This is a genomic window from Lentzea sp. JNUCC 0626 (assembly GCF_043632865.1).
Taxonomy (GTDB): domain Bacteria; phylum Actinomycetota; class Actinomycetes; order Mycobacteriales; family Pseudonocardiaceae; genus Lentzea.
In genome coordinates this window covers 10,388,955-10,406,451 of sequence record NZ_CP171635.1, presented here as the reverse complement: position 1 = coordinate 10,406,451, position 17,497 = coordinate 10,388,955, and the positions used below count along the sequence as shown (strand labels likewise).

Here is a 17,497-nt window from a genome sequence, read left to right as displayed (position 1 = left end):
TGGATGTTGGTGGACAACGGGAGAAGTAGAGGTCCGGTCAGGATCCTCGCGCCCGCTGCCAGCGGTTACGGCACACGTCGAAACTGGACCATGCTGCCGACGAACGTCGCCTCTTCGTTGCCGCAAACAACGCGAATGTGTTGCATGAAGCGCGACCGGCCAGGTCGATCGAGATCGACCTCGTTGTAGTGGCTCGCCAGCTCGGCCAGCATCTGCACGGCGAAATGGGCGGACATGCCCTTGATGGCATCGGACACATCGGGTTTGGACGTGAAGGTGATGCGGAGAACTGGCACCTCGTGAGTGATGTCAGCAACGACACTGAACTCCGCATCGTTGGGAAACAGCCCGTCATGCTGCAGGTTTTCGATGTTCTGGTCCAGCCTGCCCGCGATCTCGCCGACAGTCAGTCCGGCGGCTTCCGCGTGGTGTTCACCCGTCAGCAGTCGACCCGAAGCCGCAACAACGTCGGCTCCCGCCTGCATGAGATCCGCGACCGTCGGCGCGATCCGCTGCGGCCAGTCCTCACCGAGAGTCGGCCATGTTCCGACGGTGCGCCACTCCCCGCTCCGCGCATGGAGCAGTTCGACGTCGACCGCCGAGATGCCGTCGTCGCCTGCAGGACGGGGCAGCAACCTGACCACGACCGAACCGTCGTGACGGGACGCGTGGGGCTTGTCGGGCAACGGCTGCCCCGCGAACAGCGTGAGCTCATCAGTGCCCGGCACGAAGTCAGCCGCGACGATCAGCAGTCCCCATGCGTCGTCCGGCGTGCGCAACAGGGGCGGAACAACCCGATCGGCGACGATCATGACAGCATCTGGCGGCAGACCCTCTCGTTCCATCATGTCGGCCACCGCCTCGCGTTCGGCTTTCATTTGCTCACCTTTCACTGGAGTCGAATCGTGATTGTGTTGGCATGCAACGGGTTTCGTGCACAACATCGTTGCCGCGATCCATTCACGCTCCATTCAGGTGTCGCAGTCAAGCCACGGCACGAAGGCGACCCGGTTGGGTGACACGACCGCCTGCCGTCCAAAAAAGACAGTCGTCTTTCTTGTTCTCCGCCTTGACTTCACGCCACCGAGGAAGCGTCCATAGACGTGGAAAACATCGGCGCAAGTGAAGGCGCCCCAACAACCTCGGAGGACGTCATGCCCAGCAAGTCACGCACCCGGAAGAGCAAGGCAACGAGCAAGCTCTACGTTCCCACGGACGATCCCGGCGCGATCGAGATCGCAACGGCAGACGAACGGCTTCTGACGGCCCTTCGCTGCAATCCTGGCAAGACGACCGCCGAACTGGCCCATATCGCGGAGATCGGCAAGTCGACAGCAGCGCGCTACCTGAACACGTTGGAAAAGGACGGCAAGGCCGCACGCACCAAGGGAATCGGTGCCCGCGCCGCAGACAGTTGGTCGGCCGCCGAACATGCCATCCAGGTCGACAACAACACCGATGACACGATCCCCACCGAGACGAAGCCGGACGAGTCTTCAGTCTCCGACGTTCCGACCGAACCGGATCAGCTCGAGGTGACCGAAGACGCCAACGTCGAAACGCTGCCGGATTCAACGGGCACGGAAGGCGCCAAAGCCGACGAACCCACCGAGTCGAAGCCGCAACGACTCAAGCCGGGTGGGCTCCACGGTTTGGTCGAGGACGTGTTGCGGGACAAGCCCGACAAGGATTTCAGCCCCGGCCAGATCGCCAAGGCGCTTCAGCGATCGGCTGGCGCGGTCGCCAACGCGTTGGACCGCCACGTCACCAACGGCCTGGCGGTGCAGACGAACGAGAAGCCGAAGCGCTATCGGCTCGCCTCCAGTGAACGAGCCGAGCCCGAGGTGGCCACGAGCTGACTTCACGAAGCGTCTCCCCGAGCTCACAACAACAAAGTTGTGAGCTCGGGGAGACGGCTGCGTTCGAAGGGCGTTGCGCCAGCTACAGCTACCCGTCGGTCCAAGGCCGCGTTGCTCCGGCGTAGTCGTCGCCGTTGTAGCGCACGTTGCCGATCTGCACGGGTTGGCCGAACGTCGGGGCGTTGACCATCTTGCCGCCGCCCAGGTAGAAGCCGACGTGGTGGATGTTACCGGGCACGCCGTAGAACACGAGGTCGCCGGGCAGCAGGTTCTGGTCCCCGGTGACACTCGGCCCCATGTCGAACTGCTGCTGCGCAGTGCGCAGCAGCTCCACCCCGGCGGCAGCGTAGGCAGCCGTTGTCAGTCCTGAGCAGTCGAAGCCTGCGTGGCCGTGGTCGGGACCGTTGCCTCCCCACACGTACGGCAGGCCTAGTTGTTTGCAGGCATAGGCGATCGCCCTCAACGCGGTGATGTTGGACGTCCCTGTTTCGCCGCAATCACCTCCGCCCGCTGTAGCCGCTGCCTCGGCGTACTTCGCCGCCTGGTCCAGAACATTGTCGACGTACCACCACGCGTGGTTGTAGGCGAAGATCGCCGCCCGCACGTCGCCGTCGCGGACGCCCTCGTCGCACAGCAGAAAGGCCGCCGCATGGATCGCGTCGTGCGGGTTGTAGCGCGACGAAGGGCTCGCGCCGCCGGGCGGAATGGCATGAGCCGCGATCACACCGTTGAACGTCGAGGCAAGGAACTGCATCGGCCCACCCGCGCCAGCGTAGTTCTCGCCGGAGTGCACGCCGGGCAGCGTGGAGCGGCCGTGGTCAGTTTCGACCTTTCCGACGGCGGCCAGCACGGTCCAGTCGAGGCCGGGGCAGTGCGGTGCGGCGATCACGTAGAGCTGGCAGTAGTCCGGTGGGATGTCCGCGATCTGAAAGCAGTTGGCGGAGGTCACGGATGAGCCTCCGAAGAGCGACTCGACAACAGCCTTGACGCTGTAGCCGATGAGAACTGTCAGCGATACCAACGAGACCACGATCCCGATCGCGATCTTGCCGGTCCACGAGCGGCTCATCCCTTCACGGACCGTGCGCTTGTGCCTGCGGTGGGAGCGGGTGGCATCGGAGAAGGCGCTCCGGGAACTGCTTCGGCTTGCGCGGCGTCGTCGGGGTCCGGCACCAGCTGCACGGGCCTCGCGAGCTCGACGAGCCGGAGACGGCGAGCGGTCCCCGCGGTCGAGCCCAGCGGTAGCCACACGGCGTCGGCTGGGCCCGGGTGTGTGCTTGCCGGGTCGAGAAGCTCGGCCGCCGCGGTGGCGACCGGCACTGTCTGCCTTGCACGCAGGTCGTCCCAAGCCTGTTTCAAGGCGGTGCGGGCTGCGGCTTCCCGGCGCGAGGTGGGCAGCCAGATCAGCAATGGCGTGGTGATGCCAGTGGCGTCCGCCAGGGCGTGGTAGCCGATCAGCTTCCGGGCGAGTTTGGTGAGGGATTCCGTACCGAAGTCGTACTCGAGGAACCACTCGACTAGCTTGGCGTCTTCCTCCCAGCGGCCGTAGCCGTCCGGCTTCACCAGGTCTCCGAAGTGCTTGGCGCATCGTGCTTCCGACCACCACGTGAGAAGTTCGGCCCGCTCGTCGGCACCTGGATGGCGCGCGCGTTCCACCAAGGCGGCGAACCACTCGTTGACCCCGACGGTGTGCGCCAGGCGGAGGCTGTAGGCGATGCCGAGCGCACGGTCGTGCCGGTAGCCCATCTCCTTGACGTCCAGGCCGTCCTCTGCGGCGAGCACGGACGCGCCCGCGGTTCCGAGCACGTAGTGCATCGGTGCGGTGCCGACGGTCACGAAGGGCTGGAAGCGGTCGACGACGCCCCACAGGTAGAGCTCGCGCAGCCGCAGCCTCCCGGACCGGAAACTGGGGAACGCCATGGCGGTGATCTGGTGTGAGGTCAGCACTCCGTGTTCCCACAACATGCGGGCAATCCACTTGTCGCGCGACGTTAGCCGGGACGCGAGCATCGCCTGGTGCTGTCCGTTGTTCGCGCTGCGGGTGGGCGGACGAGCTGGTGAGTGTCCCCGGAGGGCGCGTTGCCGGGTGGGGTTCGTGATCATGACGGTTACCTCCGAACGTGGCGGCGAAGGATCGCGGCTACGCGCTTCGTCGCGGATCCAGGTTTCGTGGCCGGGTCGAGGGCGGCTTCTCTGCGGTCTCTGCTGCCCGGGCTTCGTTCGTCCGGCGAGCAATCGACCGGATCTCCTTCGCACGCCCGGGAACCGCCGGCGGGAGCGGCGAGGTCTGCAGGGTGAAGGCCGGTGTTTCCTCGCCGTCCACCACCAGGCGGACCGCCGCGTGGTAGCGGCCGAGGTGTGCGAGGTCGTGTTCGGACAGCCGCGGTGCGGTGTGCCGGGAGACGTCGCGGGCGTCGTCGGGTGAGACGTTGAAGTAGATCTTGCTGCGGGCGTTGGTGGACAGGCCTTCCCGCAGTTCTCGGGTGAGCTGTGGGAGGTGTTGGTGGGCGAGGATCTGGCCGAGGCGGAAGCCTCGGGCCTCTGCGAGCATGTCCTCGATGGGGTACGGGAGTCGGGTAGCTCCACGACCCTCTCGGGTCGAGAGCCCCCTCAGAACCGGACGTGCGGCTCTCACCGCATCCGGCTCAAGCAGGCCACTATGGACGCGCATTCGGGATCTCCTGGGTTCCTTCGAGAATGCTCCGGGCGTGGTACTGCCGGTGGCATTCCGAGTGGATGAGCATGAGGTTGGCGCGATCGTCCGAGCCGCCGTGGAATTTGAAGACCAGGTGGTGTCTGTTGATCGTGCGGGAGTTGGCCCAGAACCAGGCCGCCCATTCACGGACGGACTGCGGCTCGTAGCCGGCTCCGGCGATCAAGTCCAGTCCACACAGCGGGCACAGCCCCTTCTGCTTGGCAGCCAGCGACAGGTTGCGCCTGTCGGCTTCTGGGTGCTTCCGCTTCCGGGTACGTGCCTTCCAGTACCCCTCAAGCGCTGGGTCGTCTTTCGACGCCCGCCCGGTGACCAGGGCGTGTCGCTCGATGTGGGTCCATGCGAACCGGTACAGGTACCGCCCGGTGTCCTTGTCTCCGAAGACCCAGACGTCTTGCCGTGTCGGGTTGAAGCACCCGAAGTAGGCGGCGCGAATCCACGCCACCGACTTGTTGTGGTGCTTGCGTTTGGCCCACCTGTACATGCGGTAGTGCACGTAGTGGTCGAGGGTCGTGAAGGTCTCCGTGGAGGCCACGCCCCTGTAGTAGGTGGACCAGCCCTTGATCAAGGGGTTCAGGGTGCGGATGACGTCTGCGCACGTGGCCGCGCGCATCCGTTTCACCGTGTCCCGGACCTTGTCCTTGGCCTTCTTCACCGCTGCATCGCTCGGCTTGATCAGCAGCTTGTCGTTGTAGCGCCTGACGTTGAACCCGAGGAAGTCGAAACCCTCGTCGAGGTGGACGATGCGCGTCTTGTCCTCGTTGAAGGCCAACCCCTTGGGTGCCAGCCAGGCCGCAAGCCGTTGCTTCGCCTGCTCGGCCTCCTCCTTCGTGGTGCACAGCACCACGAAGTCGTCGGCGTAGCGGATGAACGCCGGGGCGCACTGCACCCAGCGTTGCCGGGCGGTGCCGTCTTCACGGTCCCCGGCAGCGGTCCCCATGCCGTGCAGGACGATGTTCAAGAGCAGTGGGCTGATCACTCCGCCTTGAGGGGCTCCCTCATCGGTCGGGGCGAACCGCCCGCCTTCCATCACACCGGCCTTGAGCCAGCGCAGGATCTCGGCCGCAGCCGGGAATCCTGCGATGGCCTCCATCAGGCGATCGTGGTTGATCCGGTCGAAGGCGGCTGTCAGGTCCGCGTCCAAAGCCCAGCGTCGCCGGGCCTTCTTACCTGCCGCGAAGTTGAAGATCGCGGCGATCGCGTCGTGACAGCTGCGTCCGGGCCGGAAGCCGTAGCTCCGTGCCTCGAACCGTGCCTCCCACTCAGGTTCCAGGGCGTTCTTCACCCTGGTCTGCTGCACTCGGTCCCGGATGACCGGGATACCGAGCGGACGGGTCTTCCCGTTCGCCTTCGGGATGTGCACACGCCGCACCGGCCGGGCCTTGGGCCGGGGCTGTTCGGTGAGTGTCCTCACCAGCCGTCCCCGATCCTGCGGCCGCAGCACGATTTCCCCGTCTACCCCGGGGGTGCGGCGTCCCAGGCTCCGCTGTGTCACGCCCCGCACGCTCACGAGCGTGTTGGAGTGCGAGCGCAGCATGAGCTTTTGGAGATTACGGACCTTCTTCAGGTCCCCTTCCTGCGTCGCCGTGAAGATCCTCTGCCGCAGTCGCCGTACGGATCGCTCGGCGGTGGCCCAGTCGATGCTGTGCCAGTACCGTGCGTCGTCCAGCGCGTGGTTCCCCTCGGGCAGGGTCGGGGACTCCTGGGTCGTGTCGACTTGGTGTGTCACTTCTCCTCCTTCGGTATCCAACTCCGGCGCTGGTTCTGGCTTCTTGCTTCGGTTCTTCACAGGCCCACCAGACCCGCGTGGGCTCCCTTTCGGGTCCGGGAACACAGTCCCGGTATCCGCCGGGTTATGCGCGGAGGCTGAGGTGCCTTGGTCCGCGTTTTCCCCTGGGCTTTCGCCCCAGCGGCATTCGCTTCTCGGGTCTTCCTTCGCCCGCAGAGGGTTTCGGCTTCCGTTGCCGTCGGCTTACCAGGGCGCATCCGTCCTGGACCTCTACGGGGTTGTCCTGTTCCGCTTGTGCCAGTTGCGATCTGGGAGGACGCCCTCTTTACCCCGGGACCGGTGGTGGTCACGCAACGGAAGAAAATCGCCCTCCGTTGCCACCTGAGCCTCACAGCTCCGGGCCCTTCCCGCCGACTACAAACCATTGGCGCGGGTCAACTTTCACGAGGCCTCATCAAGGGTTCACTTGCGTTCGTCCTTCAGATCTTCTCCTTGCCCTGTGGCCGGTGATGGTCCACCGGCTCTTGGGGCTTCGTGTCAGGCGGCTTAACACGGGTCCGTTACCAGTCCCGCATTCGCCCTAGGAGACCCGCCCTACCTTGACCACGGGGCGGGGAATCACCTTGTCCTCTCTGGTAATTCACTGGCTACAAGCGACTTTCAGGCCGCACGGTTGAGGAAGTTGTGACACTCGTCGATCACCAGGCGGGCGTCGCGGCGAAGGCGTTGCGGGATGCGCGCGCGGGCGGTGGTGGCCTGCCAAGTGCTCGCGACGATCAGCGAGCCGACCAGCCGGGTGGTCTCCTCGCCAAGCGAGCCCTTCGGGATGCGGACGAGGCAGATGCCTCCGTCCAGCACCTCGTTCATGTCCACGGTGGAGCGTCCGCCGGCGATGGCGTCGCGGACGAAAGGCCGCAGCAGGAAGGCGCGCAGCTTGTTCATCAACGGGCTGATGACCTGGCTGCGGGACGAGTCAGTGAGTTCCTCGTACCAGGACCAGAATCCGCGAAGCACCGGGTCGGTGACCCGTCCGGTGACCCGGCTGCGGAAAGCCTCGTCGGTGAGCAACTTCGGCAGGTCTGCCAGCGTCGCGACACCTTCCTGCACGCGTAGCGTGAGGCAGCCTGCTCGCATGACATCGTCGGTGCGCGGACCCCAGAACGACGAGTAGACGCGCCGGAACACCGAGACGAGATTGTCGACGGTGAGGTCGGTTTCGCCGCCATCGAGCGGGTTCAGGCAGGGTGGGCGGCTCTTGCTGTCGGCGTCGAAGATCACGACCCTCTCCGCGGCAGAGGCCGGCAGCCGCGACAGCACGTCGGTTACGAGGTCGCCCTTCGGGTCGACGAGGACGATTCCGCGACCGGCTTCGGCGTCGGCCAGGATGATGTTGGCCAGCAGGGTGGACTTGCCGGACCCGGTCGCTCCCATGACGTGCAGGTGGTGGCGGCCGTCGGGCACTCGTAGCGCGAGCTGCCGTTCGTGCCCGGTGTTGGTGACGCCGATCGGTACGGCTTCCGGTCCCGGCACCGCGACACCGGGCGGAGGCGCGACCGCTCGCGCGCCGGCACGTTGGATGCCCGGGATGCTCGCATCGGTCGGCAAGTGTGCGATCGCGGCGAGCTCCGGCACGGAGAGCAGGTCACCTCGACCGAACCGGCGTGAGTCGATCACGTCGCCGGGCTTGCGGAGGCGACGCCGGGTGTAGTGGTTGTGCTCGGTGTACGAGGCGAACGACGCCGCGACTGCGTGGGCTCGACCGCGCGCGATGTCACGCGCCTTGCGGAGTTCGGACTCATCGGTGTCCACCGGTAGGAGCGTGGCCACCGCGTACCGCACCACGGTCTCGAACTGAGAACCCCGCTGCTTCCCGACGATTGCCCGATTCTGTGCGCTGAACTCCAGCGAGGTCTGGGGATCGCTGTGCAGCGCGCCCCCGGACGTGCGTCCCGAGGATCGGCGCGGCCGAGACCGGGTGGCTCCCGGCGTGATGAGATCCAGCAGGCGACCAACTAGGCGCACCGGACGTCCATTGTGGATGTGGCGGGCGCCGCGCCGAGCACGTTGCACGCGTCGTCCGGTGACCGGCCGTGCGAGGACTTGCACGCACGCGTGTTCGTCTCGGCCAAGGCCTACCGGCGCGCCGATGAGCGCGCGGAGCGGATCCGACTCGAAGCCGCTGCGGATCGGCAGCGACTCGTGGCGAGCGAGCCGGAGTTCCCCGCCCACCACGAACCGACGTTGCTCGGCGTTCGGGGCCGGAAACACCGGGCCTGTCGATTCGACGCGGGTGTGCGCGCCCGGCCAGGCGGCTTCGACGGCCCGCTCCAGCAAGCCAGGCGGAATCACCCCTGGCACCCACAGCCGGATCGACACGCCGTGCTCCGAGAACAGGTACTCGAACGCCAGGTGTGGCTGGCCGGTGATCGCCCGACGCCACCCCGGCCTCAGCAGCCCCACGAGGTTCGACCACAGGGCCGCACCGCCGGCGGCGTCCACGAACGGGGGCACGACGATCGTCACCGCGCGGGCGTTGGCCACGAGCCGGTCGTGGCAGCGGCGCGCCCACCATCGTCGCCCCACAACAAGGACGACTGCCCCGACCGCGAGCAGCGGAATCACGATCGGGCCCCACCGCAGGACGTAGCCGAGGGCCTTGTCCAGCAAGGCTTGAACGGCACCAGCCGGATCGACGAGGTAGTCCTCGATCATCGTGGGACCGCCCCCTCAAGGTCGACGAACCCGACGTCCTCCGCGGCATCCGTGTCGGCGTAGGCCGCGAGCTCGGCCGGGCTGCTGGTGACGAGGTGGTGCTCTGCCGGCGAGGCGATGCTTTGGAACGCCACCCGCTGCGTGCCCGACGAGAGCAGGCCCTGCCCGCGCTCCGCCGAGAGGAGAAACGCCCTCTCCCCGGACGACAGCCCGAACGCGCGCGCCACCTCGTCGATCGCCTGCGACGACTGCCGCAGGAGGATCTGCGTCGCGGCGTTGGCGACGACCGCGAGCCCCAGTTGGGTGCTGAGGAAGTCACCCGAGTCCTGGGAGATGACCTTGAGCCCCGCCCAGTGCCGTCGGGACGCCTTCGCCATGCGCAGAAGGAACTCCGCGCCCGATCGCTCCCGCATGAGCATCCACGCCTCGTCGACCACGACGATGCGCCGCTTCCGCGATGCCGGGTTCGAGACCCGGTGCCAAAGCGCGTCGAGCACCAGCAACGTGCCGATCGCCTTCAACTCCTCCGGCAGGTCTCGCAGGCTGAACACGACGAGGTGCCCCTCCGGCGCGACGCTGCTGGGCCCGTCGAACAGCTGCTTGAACGAACCCTCGGTGAACGGGTGCAACCGGGCGGCGAGATCGGCGGCCGCGTCGTCGCCGGTCTCCCCAGCCTCAGCGAGGCGTTCCCGCAACGTCAGGAGCGTCGGTGCCGGACGAGTCCACGTCCGGGGATCCGCGGTGATGCCGACGCTGCCGTACGTCGCGGCGACTGCCCGGTCCAGTGCGGCGCGTTCCGGCGCACTCTGCTCACCTCCCAGCAGCACCGCGATGACGGTGTGCAGGAACAGCGACCGGCGGACAAGAGCGTCCTTGGGCGCCGTGCGACGTCCGTCAGGTCGAGTGTGGACAGGAAGGTCGAACGGGTTGAGCCGCACACCGGCGATGCCGAGGTGGACGTAGGTCCCGCCGACCGCGGCGACCAACCGCGCGTACTCGTCCTCCGGGTCGACGACCGCGATCTCCACCCCGCTGTACAAGCTGCGCAACAACTCCAGCTTGACCAAATAGGACTTGCCCGCGCCGCTTCGCCCGAGCACGACCGAGTTGTGGTTGTGCATCCCCTCGCCGAACTGGTCCCAGTGCACCAGTCCCTGCGAGCCGACGTTGTAGCCGTAGAGCACTCCCAACGGCGCGGCGGCACTGGCCGGGTCGGGCGCGGGCAGATCAGGACTGGTGAACGGGAACGCCGCCGCGAGCGCGGCGGTGTCGAACGTGCGGCGCAGCCCGATCAGGTCCAGGCCCATCGGCAGGGTGGACACCCAGCCCTGCAAGCTGCGGTAGGTCGTGTGCTTCGCGTCGAGCAACAAGCTGGCGCACAACGACCTCAGCGCAGCGACCTCGTCCGCCAGGTGCTCTTCGGAAGTCGCGTGGATGGTCAGATACAGTCCGACGCGGAACAGCTTCCCCTCGCCGCGCGCGACACGGGAGGAGAGGTCGTACGCGTCCTCGGTCGCGGCTTCGACCTGCGGATCGAACAACCGGCCGTGCTCGGCGGTGTGCCGGCGTCCGGACTCCAGCTTGGCGAGCTGCTTCTTCAGCCTCGACGCGGCGGTGGCGGCGTCGATCGGCTCGACGTGCACCGAGACGTCCAGACGTCCCGGGTAGGTCAGAAGAGGTGAGAGCCAGCCAGCGTGGACCTCGCGCGGGAACCCGACCACGGCGAAACTCGCGACCCACTCCCCTCCGATCTCCAGATGGCGCGGAGCCACCGCGAGCGCGTCCGGGGTGAAGGCGGCAGGCGAGGAGTCGGCGACGCCTCGATCACGGCGGCGCATCATGGCCGTCCCCGCTCGTCGAACTCGTCCACGGGTTCGGTGCTGAAGGCGGTGATGATGTCGTCTGCCGCCGCCATCTCCACCGACGGCGGAAGCAGGCTGTCGGGGTTGCAGGCCGAGGCGAGCACGGCGGTGGCTTGAGCGGCGTCCAGCGGAGTCACGACTATCCCGGCGGGAGCGAGCAGTTCGATCGCCTCCCCGAGACGCCGCACCAACCGGGACTCGGCGGCACGCCGGGAGCTCTCGGTCATCCGGTCGTCAGCTCGGCGCTTGCCGACAGCCGCGGTCAGAACCGCCAACGGGCCTGGTCCCCCGAGCCCGTCGGTCGGCACGGTGGCAATGACCGGCTCGCGGAGTACGAGCAGCACCTGCCGGCGCAACAGCTCGGATTGCGCCGCGAGCTGCACGAGGTAGTCGGCGTGTTCCAGCGCCGCGGCTTCCAGAGCAGGATGAGGAAGCCCCGGTGCTCGATCTCGGAGGTCGTTGATCTGAGAAGAGAGATCGAGCCGCTCCGTGCGCACGAGGATCTGAACGTGTGCCGTCAGCGAGTGGAGGTAGCGGGCGAACGAACCGACGAGCGCGTCCTGCTCCATCGGAGTGCGCAGGGCGAAGTTCACGGTCGACGCGGCCGCGACCACCGCGAGGCCGTCGGGACCGAGGTCCACGACGCCGGCGTCGGTGACCGCCTCAGCGGGCAGGTGCAGCATCGAGGGCGAGAGCTGCTCGTCGAGCGTGCTCTGGTCGGCGAGCCAGGACGGCACGGCACGAACGCCTTCGGGTGCCGCTACGTGCTGACGTGGCGCGAGTCGTTGACGGATCGCGGCGAGAAGCAACTGATCCATCGGTACTCCGTCGCGCTTGCCCAGCGCGACGATCGCCGTGGCTGTGCCGAACGGAACGGCCAGCACGAGGAACAGCGGCAGGGGAACGAACGCTCGGCTGGCAAGCCACGCGAGGTACATCGCCGTTCCCGCTGCGGCAAGGATCGTGAGCTGACGTGCGGTCAGCGGCCCGAGGACGCGGTCGTGCATGTCGACGTCGGCCGGGATCCGAACAGGGGCGGTCATGACTTCTCACCTCCCGGTTTCGGCGTCGGGCGGGTCCGCTTCGGCAGGTCCAGCGGCAACGAGAGCTGCCGACCACGGCGTGGCGTTGGCGCAGGAGGTTCCGGGATCGGCTTGGACGCTTTGACGCGGTGGACGCCTTCCATCGGCAAGGGGTACTGCCCGGCTCGTGTGGGCCGATTGCCGGCGAACGGATCGAACTGCAACGCGAGCTGCCGGGCAGGCCTGCGACGGCTGGTCGGAGTCGCGGGCGCAGGGCTCGCGGGCGGTGTGGGCGTGACGCGTTCGACGTCGAGCGGAAGCCGGTACTGGCCGTCACGTCCGAGCACCGGCCGGTTCTCCGGCCATCCGTCCTTGAGCGGCAACGACAGCTGGCGGCCCGGCTGGGTGTGGCTGACCGGAGCGGGTGACGCGGCCATGCCGACGTTGCCCTTGCGCTGTCGCCGCAGTCCGCGCAGCGGAAGCATGTACTGGCCGCTGCTGGTGGTCCGCGCGTTCGCATAGGGATCGCTGGAAGTCTGGAGCTTGGCGCTCGCCCGGCCGCTCGCGCCGTGGGCCGCCGTTGCTGCACCACCGCGGAGCAAGCCGAACGTCTTGTACATGACGAATCCGCGGATAAGCGACCCCAGGAAGGTTCGGCCACCTCCGGCGAGCTGGACGTGGTGCATGACCCAGCTCGGGATCTTCACGAGGATCCAGAGCAGACCGCCGGTGGCGATCAGGTTGACCACGCCGTCCGGGGTCGGTCCGAAGATGGTGAAGCCGCCTTCCGAGAAGAACACGCGCAACACGGCGATCAGGGCGAGCGACTGGCCGAGCTGGATCCCGAGCACTCCCGCGAAGGTGCGCCACCACCAGCGGGCGATGCCGTCGGTCAGCTCCAGCCCGTGACACACGAGGAACAGCGGTGCCCCCGCGAGCAGGATGACGGTGACCGCCACGCGCACGATGTACGTGCCGACGAGCGAGATGAGCAGCACGACGATCCCGAGGGCGATCAGCGTTCCGAAGAACCCGGTTCCGTTGATCGAGTTCATGACGACGTGCGTCAGCAACGTGCTCAAGCTCTGGGCCGCCTCGCTGGGATCGACGCCGACGTTGAGCAGGCCACTGGACAACGCGTTGGCGAACTCGATCGCTTTGCCGGCGAGCAGCAGCGAGAGGTTGGCGGCGAGGAAGCCGACCGCGATCCGCGGTGCGACCTGCCGGATCGTGGTACGCGTCTGCACCGTCTCGTAGGCCATCAACACGATCCCCGCGACCAGGACGAGGAGTCCGTAAACCGCGACCGCGATGCCGCGCGAGGACTCCCACAGCTCGCCGACTCGGGGAAGCTGTTCGAGCGTCGGTGTGGTCAGCAGCGTCTGGCCGATCAGCCGGAGCAGAGAGTTGAGCGCGGCGACGACGAGTGCCCAGAAGAAGCTGTTGATCCCGTCCGCCATGCAGGCGCCGATGTCGGTGATCCCGCACTCGCTGCTGTCCTGAACGGGAGGGGGTGGTGTCGGCGTGGTGGGTTGCGCGATGGCGACAGCGCCACCGAACAACACGAAGAACATCGCGAGCAGAAGAACGGCTCGCACGCGCGAGGACTTGGTGGTGGCCATCGCACTACGCCCCCACGATGCCCTGAAGCACCTTGACGACCAACGGTGCGAGCGCGGCCAACGCGTAGCCGATCCCCGCGGCCTTGAACGCCTCTTTGGACTTCTCCTGCTCGCCGGGGTCTCCGCCACCGAACACCCGGCGGACGCCGCCGATGGTGAGGAACACCGTCGCGAGCAGAGCGAGGATGCCCATCAGCCAGTTGCGGATGTTGTTCAGGACTTGCTCAACGCTCTCGGCGACCGAGAGCACCGACGTGTCCGCGTGCGCAGTCGCAGCCAACGCGACCAGCACGACCGCGGTCAGGTGGAGGACCGTGAAGACGCGCCGCCTCAAGCGACGAAGTGGAGTTCGTGTCAAGCACATCGCGACACTCCCGAAGCCGGGTCCGCGACGCTCGACGGCGACGCGGACGGGGTGTGCGCGGAAGGTGCGTTCCTCCCGCACCCCTCAACTCCGGAAATCCGCCGACCCCGGGACACCCGAACACGTGCGTCTTGTTGCGCGGCTTCAGAAATCGCCACCGTGTCAGCCACGCGATTCGCGATGTCCTCGTCACCGGAACCGTCCACAGTGTCGTCGCGCAGGTAAGCGCCGAGGCGAAGTTCCGCACGGCGCCGAGCCTTCTTCGTCGCCTCGTAGCTCATGCCGCGCTCACTCGCGGCGTCCGCGAGCGCGACGCCCTCCAAGCGAGTCGCGCCGATGAGTTCCGCTTCGAACGCGGTGATGGCACCTGCGGCGACAGCGCGAGCGAGCACGAAGTCGGGATGTCCCCACGGCGGTGGCGGAACGGCCGAACGGAACCCGTGCCCTGACGGCACCGGTGCGTCGAGTGCTTCGCGCACGACGGCGTGGCCGGCACGGTAAGCGGCCCACCGCAACCTGAGCATGATGCGAGGCCTGCGCACGTCGACCGTCTTCAGCTCGGCGATGAACCCGGCGAGCACCGCGGCGTGGATGTCACTGGGGTCGTTGGCGAACTTCGCCGACAAGGTGGCGGCCGTGGTGGTCAACGCGGGGAGCGCGACACCGACGCACCCGATCGTCCAGGTGCTGCCGTCGGTGCGGGCGCGCAGCACCAGGTGCGCCCACACCTCGTCGCGCAGCTTCTGAGTGCATTGCCGGCGAAGCAGCCGGTTCCGAAGTTCGTCCAGCGGGATCCGGCGTGGTGGAAGTCCGGCGAACGCGCAGCCGTCGACGGAGACGGGATGTGGCCCGGTGACGAGCCACTCGAACGCGGACCGCGCGGCGTCCAGCGGCATGCGATCGCGCTCGAATCCCGAACGCGGAGTCGGTCGATACGAGTACATGGATCTGCTCCTGAGCAAGTGCGGAATCTGACCCGTTCAGGACGCCAAACCGAGTGGCACCACCTCCTTACTCGGATGGCACCGATCTATTTCCGGGCAGTCACCAAGTGACGTACAGGCCGCCGTCGCCGATCGACGAGGCCACCACCCCGACGACCACAGAACGTCTATCACCAGCGGATATACCGCACGGTAAGAGTCCGGTGACACCCACCCCGGCAGCCCCACCAAGGCCGGTTTCAACAATTCTCAGCCGATGCGGAAAACCCGCGAACCACGTGTCCCACCGGAATCCACATTTCCGAGTTCAGGGATGTCATCAGCGCACCTCAAGCGCACGGCACATCTCCTTGGGAAGGGGACTTCCGTGGTTCAACCTGATCAGCCGAGGCGCAGCTCCCGGCGACGACCTGTGGATCGGACTCGGACCGCACGACCAGCGCCGCGGCGTCCGAGGGAAGAGGACCGGCGGCCGTGGCCGACAGCACCTTCCGTGAGTCGAGTCAGCCCGGCCGGCTCCGCCGGCGCCGGCACGCAGCGCGCCTCCGCGCCTCCGATGCCGTCATCGGTGTGGCCCGCTGACAGCCCGATCGAGCTCGACGTGACGTGGCCGCCGTCGTTCATGGCGAAGTTCGTGTCGTCGTTCAGCGAGCCCGATGAACACGTCGTTCTGGCCACATGGCCCGGCATGAGCGAACCGGGAGCCGACCTCGACGAAGCACGGCACGTCGTCGAGCGCCTCGGCAGGACCGCCTCGACCGAGCACGTCCTGCAACCCGAGCACGCAAGTGAGCCGAACCGTCCTCAGGAGACGACAAGCGAGTACGCCGACCTCGTCATCACGAGCGCGCACCCGCAGTGGATCGACGACCTGTCCAGCGAGCGGTTGGCCCTCTTCGCAGCACGGCGCCTGCGCACGGGCGGAGTCCTCGTCGTTCTCACCCACTGCGACTGGACATCAGGCGAGCTGACCGACCCGACCGGCCAGCTCGTCACCTCCGCGCAGAACGCCGACCTCCTCTACCTCCAGCACGTCGTCGCACTGCACGCTCCCGTCCGCAACGGCGTCCTCCTGCTACCCGCCGATCACTTCGCGGACACATCGGGCAACGACGCCGAGCACCGCGCACAACACCGCGCCGAGGTCCGCGGCCTCCCCGCACCGCATCGCCGGATCCACTCCGACGTCCTGCTGTTCGCCCAGCCGCACGACCGCCGACCAGCACGCGCCGACCAGAGCGGAGAAGGCCGATGAACGCGAGCACGTCCGTCGACGGCCTGACGACCGACACCGTTCCCCTGGCCACGCGCAACGACGGCTCAACGCCGCCCGCCGTGTCGGTGTGGACCACCGCGCAAACGTCACCGGCCGCGCAACGCAAGGGCAAGTACGTGCCGGAGTCCACCGCACACCCGGCCAAGATGCTGCCCGAGGTCGTGCGCCACGCGGTCGCGCACTACACGAAGCCGGGCGACTTGGTGCTCGACCCGATGTGCGGCATCGGCACCACCCTCGTCGAAGCGGTCCGGCTCGGCCGACGCGCGGTCGGCGTCGAGTACGAACCGCACTGGGTCGACGTCGCGAGGTCCAATGTGGAGCTCGCCCGAGCCGACGGACTGACTTCCGAAGCCGAGATCTTCCACGGCGACGCGCGTCAGCTCATCACGTTGCTGCCGGAGAAGTACGTCGGCCAAGCCGCGCTCGTCGTCACCTCACCGCCCTACGGACCATCAACGCACGGCCAAGTCATCGTCGCGCCGGGCCAGGGCGTGCAGAAGTACCACCACCGCTACGGCAACACCCTCGACCGCGGCAACCTCGCCAACATCGGCCACCACCGCCTGCTCGCCGGGTTCACGCGCATCCTCACCGCACTGCGCACGTTCCTGCACCCCGGCGGACACATCGCCATCACCATCCGCCCGTGGCGCGAGCACTCGGAGCTCATCAACCTGCCCTCGCAGATCCTCGCCTGCGGCCGCGGCGCCGGCCTGATCTCCGTCGAGCGCAACGTCGCCCTGCTCGCCCGCGCGGCCGACACCGGCCTCGTCGCGCGCACGAGCTTCTTCCAACGCGACTTCATCCGCAAACAACGTGAAGCCGGACTCCCCCTGCACCTCATCGCCCACGAAGACGTCCTCGTCTTCCGAACCGAACTCACCAACAAGCGCCGACCGCAGCGGCAGCTCAACGCAGACGTCTCCGCCAACTGGGCTGCATGAACACCGAACCGGTGCTGGGATCTCTCTGCACGGGCTACGGAGGACTCGACCTGGGCGTGCTCGCGGCGCTCGGCGGCGGCCGCATCGTCTGGTGCGCCGACCCCGACCCGCACGTGCGGCAGATCCTCGCCGTGCGCATGCCCGGCATCCCGAACCTCGGCGACCTCCGCGCCATCAACTGGTCCGAGGTGGAGCCCGTCGACGTCCTCGTCGCCGGGTTCCCCTGCCAGGACATCTCCGCCGCCGGCAGACGCGCCGGCATCGAGAAGGGCGAACGCAGTGGCTTGTGGACCGACATCGTGGCGGGCCTTCGCGTACTACGACCAGCGTTCCTCATCGTGGAGAACGTCGCCGCGCTTCGCTGGCGCAACGGCGGCCTCCACCGCGTACTCGGCGACCTGGCCGAAGCAGGGTATGACGCGCTCTGGCGTAGCGTCCGCGCCTCCG

13 protein-coding genes and 2 pseudogenes are annotated in these 17,497 nt (G+C 67.6%); 4 read left to right on the top strand and 11 right to left on the bottom strand.

Annotated elements, in window-relative coordinates; genetic code table 11:
- Positions 1 to 65: 65 nt before the first annotated feature.
- The gene (locus JNUCC0626_RS48510; protein WP_394617358.1) at positions 66 to 878 is read right to left on the bottom strand and encodes a hypothetical protein; all 813 of its coding nucleotides are present in this window, start codon (positions 876 to 878) and stop codon (positions 66 to 68) included.
- A 225-nt stretch (positions 879 to 1,103) separates the two neighbouring features.
- Here JNUCC0626_RS48510 and JNUCC0626_RS48505 point away from each other — a divergent pair, with 225 nt between their 5' ends.
- Positions 1,104 to 1,859: a winged helix-turn-helix domain-containing protein gene (locus JNUCC0626_RS48505; protein WP_394617357.1), complete on the top strand. Its 756-nt coding sequence runs from the start codon at positions 1,104 to 1,106 to the stop codon at positions 1,857 to 1,859.
- 88 nt (positions 1,860 to 1,947) lie between these two features.
- On the opposite strand, the gene JNUCC0626_RS48500 is transcribed toward JNUCC0626_RS48505, so the two are convergent.
- The 10 genes and pseudogenes from JNUCC0626_RS48500 to JNUCC0626_RS48455 form a co-directional block, all read right to left on the bottom strand.
- The gene (locus JNUCC0626_RS48500; protein WP_394617356.1) at positions 1,948 to 2,928 is read right to left on the bottom strand and encodes an NlpC/P60 family protein; all 981 of its coding nucleotides are present in this window, start codon (positions 2,926 to 2,928) and stop codon (positions 1,948 to 1,950) included.
- Entirely contained in the window at positions 2,925 to 3,962 is a 1,038-nt protein-coding gene (locus JNUCC0626_RS48495) for a replication-relaxation family protein (RefSeq protein WP_394617355.1), read from the bottom strand. The genes JNUCC0626_RS48500 and JNUCC0626_RS48495 overlap by 4 nt, the downstream gene beginning before the upstream one ends.
- Positions 3,963 to 3,999: 37 nt before the next feature.
- On the bottom strand, positions 4,000 to 4,410 hold the full coding sequence (locus JNUCC0626_RS48490) for a hypothetical protein (protein WP_394617354.1): 411 nt from the start codon (positions 4,408 to 4,410) through the stop codon (positions 4,000 to 4,002).
- A gap of 106 nt (positions 4,411 to 4,516) precedes the next feature.
- Positions 4,517 to 6,406 (bottom strand): group II intron reverse transcriptase/maturase, encoded by a 1,890-nt coding sequence (gene ltrA / locus JNUCC0626_RS48485; protein WP_394617353.1) that lies wholly within the window; start codon positions 6,404 to 6,406, stop codon positions 4,517 to 4,519.
- 567 nt (positions 6,407 to 6,973) lie between these two features.
- Positions 6,974 to 9,013: pseudogene (locus tag JNUCC0626_RS48480) on the bottom strand (type IV secretory system conjugative DNA transfer family protein); the annotation flags it as partial.
- Positions 9,010 to 10,854 carry a VirB4 family type IV secretion system protein gene (locus tag JNUCC0626_RS48475; protein ID WP_394617352.1) on the bottom strand — a complete coding sequence of 615 codons (1,845 nt, stop codon included), beginning with the start codon at positions 10,852 to 10,854 and terminating at the stop codon, positions 9,010 to 9,012. The pseudogene JNUCC0626_RS48480 and the gene JNUCC0626_RS48475, both read right to left, overlap by 4 nt.
- The gene (locus tag JNUCC0626_RS48470; protein ID WP_394617351.1) at positions 10,851 to 11,918 is read right to left on the bottom strand and encodes a PrgI family protein; all 1,068 of its coding nucleotides are present in this window, start codon (positions 11,916 to 11,918) and stop codon (positions 10,851 to 10,853) included. Before JNUCC0626_RS48470 ends, JNUCC0626_RS48475 begins: the two co-directional genes overlap by 4 nt.
- Positions 11,915 to 13,519, bottom strand: a complete 1,605-nt coding sequence (locus JNUCC0626_RS48465; protein WP_394617350.1) for a hypothetical protein — start codon at positions 13,517 to 13,519, stop codon at positions 11,915 to 11,917. The genes JNUCC0626_RS48470 and JNUCC0626_RS48465 overlap by 4 nt, the downstream gene beginning before the upstream one ends.
- Before the next feature lie 4 nt (positions 13,520 to 13,523).
- Entirely contained in the window at positions 13,524 to 13,883 is a 360-nt protein-coding gene (locus JNUCC0626_RS48460) for a pilin (protein WP_394617349.1), read from the bottom strand.
- Positions 13,874 to 14,827 (bottom strand): hypothetical protein, encoded by a 954-nt coding sequence (locus JNUCC0626_RS48455; protein WP_394617348.1) that lies wholly within the window; start codon positions 14,825 to 14,827, stop codon positions 13,874 to 13,876. Before JNUCC0626_RS48455 ends, JNUCC0626_RS48460 begins: the two co-directional genes overlap by 10 nt.
- 493 nt (positions 14,828 to 15,320) lie before the next feature.
- Between JNUCC0626_RS48455 and JNUCC0626_RS48450 the strand changes: the two genes are divergently transcribed.
- The 3 genes and pseudogenes from JNUCC0626_RS48450 to JNUCC0626_RS48440 all read left to right on the top strand — a co-directional run.
- Complete coding sequence (locus JNUCC0626_RS48450; RefSeq protein ID WP_394617347.1) at positions 15,321 to 16,082, top strand: hypothetical protein; 762 nt, start codon at positions 15,321 to 15,323, stop codon at positions 16,080 to 16,082.
- A complete protein-coding gene (locus JNUCC0626_RS48445; RefSeq protein WP_394617346.1) occupies positions 16,079 to 17,050 on the top strand; it encodes a TRM11 family SAM-dependent methyltransferase in 972 nt (323 codons plus the stop codon). Before JNUCC0626_RS48450 ends, JNUCC0626_RS48445 begins: the two co-directional genes overlap by 4 nt.
- Positions 17,047 to 17,496 (top strand): annotated as a pseudogene (locus JNUCC0626_RS48440) (DNA cytosine methyltransferase); the annotation flags it as partial. The gene JNUCC0626_RS48445 and the pseudogene JNUCC0626_RS48440, both read left to right, overlap by 4 nt.
- Between the last annotated feature and the right edge of the window lies 1 nt (position 17,497).

Bases quoted from the DNA above. Each gene is read 5' to 3' on its own strand.
- JNUCC0626_RS48510 (WP_394617358.1), bottom strand. From the start codon at position 878: ATGAAAGCCGAACGCGAGGCGGTGGCCGACATGATGGAACGAGAGGGT.
- JNUCC0626_RS48500 (WP_394617356.1), bottom strand. From the start codon at position 2,928: ATGAGCCGCTCGTGGACCGGCAAGATCGCGATCGGGATCGTGGTCTCG.
- JNUCC0626_RS48495 (WP_394617355.1), bottom strand. From the start codon at position 3,962: ATGATCACGAACCCCACCCGGCAACGCGCCCTCCGGGGACACTCACCA.
- JNUCC0626_RS48490 (WP_394617354.1), bottom strand. From the start codon at position 4,410: ATGCTCGCAGAGGCCCGAGGCTTCCGCCTCGGCCAGATCCTCGCCCAC.
- JNUCC0626_RS48475 (WP_394617352.1), bottom strand. From the start codon at position 10,854: ATGATGCGCCGCCGTGATCGAGGCGTCGCCGACTCCTCGCCTGCCGCC.
- JNUCC0626_RS48470 (WP_394617351.1), bottom strand. From the start codon at position 11,918: ATGACCGCCCCTGTTCGGATCCCGGCCGACGTCGACATGCACGACCGC.
- JNUCC0626_RS48465 (WP_394617350.1), bottom strand. From the start codon at position 13,519: ATGGCCACCACCAAGTCCTCGCGCGTGCGAGCCGTTCTTCTGCTCGCG.
- JNUCC0626_RS48460 (WP_394617349.1), bottom strand. From the start codon at position 13,883: ATGTGCTTGACACGAACTCCACTTCGTCGCTTGAGGCGGCGCGTCTTC.
- JNUCC0626_RS48455 (WP_394617348.1), bottom strand. From the start codon at position 14,827: ATGTACTCGTATCGACCGACTCCGCGTTCGGGATTCGAGCGCGATCGC.
- JNUCC0626_RS48445 (WP_394617346.1), top strand. From the start codon at position 16,079: ATGAACGCGAGCACGTCCGTCGACGGCCTGACGACCGACACCGTTCCC.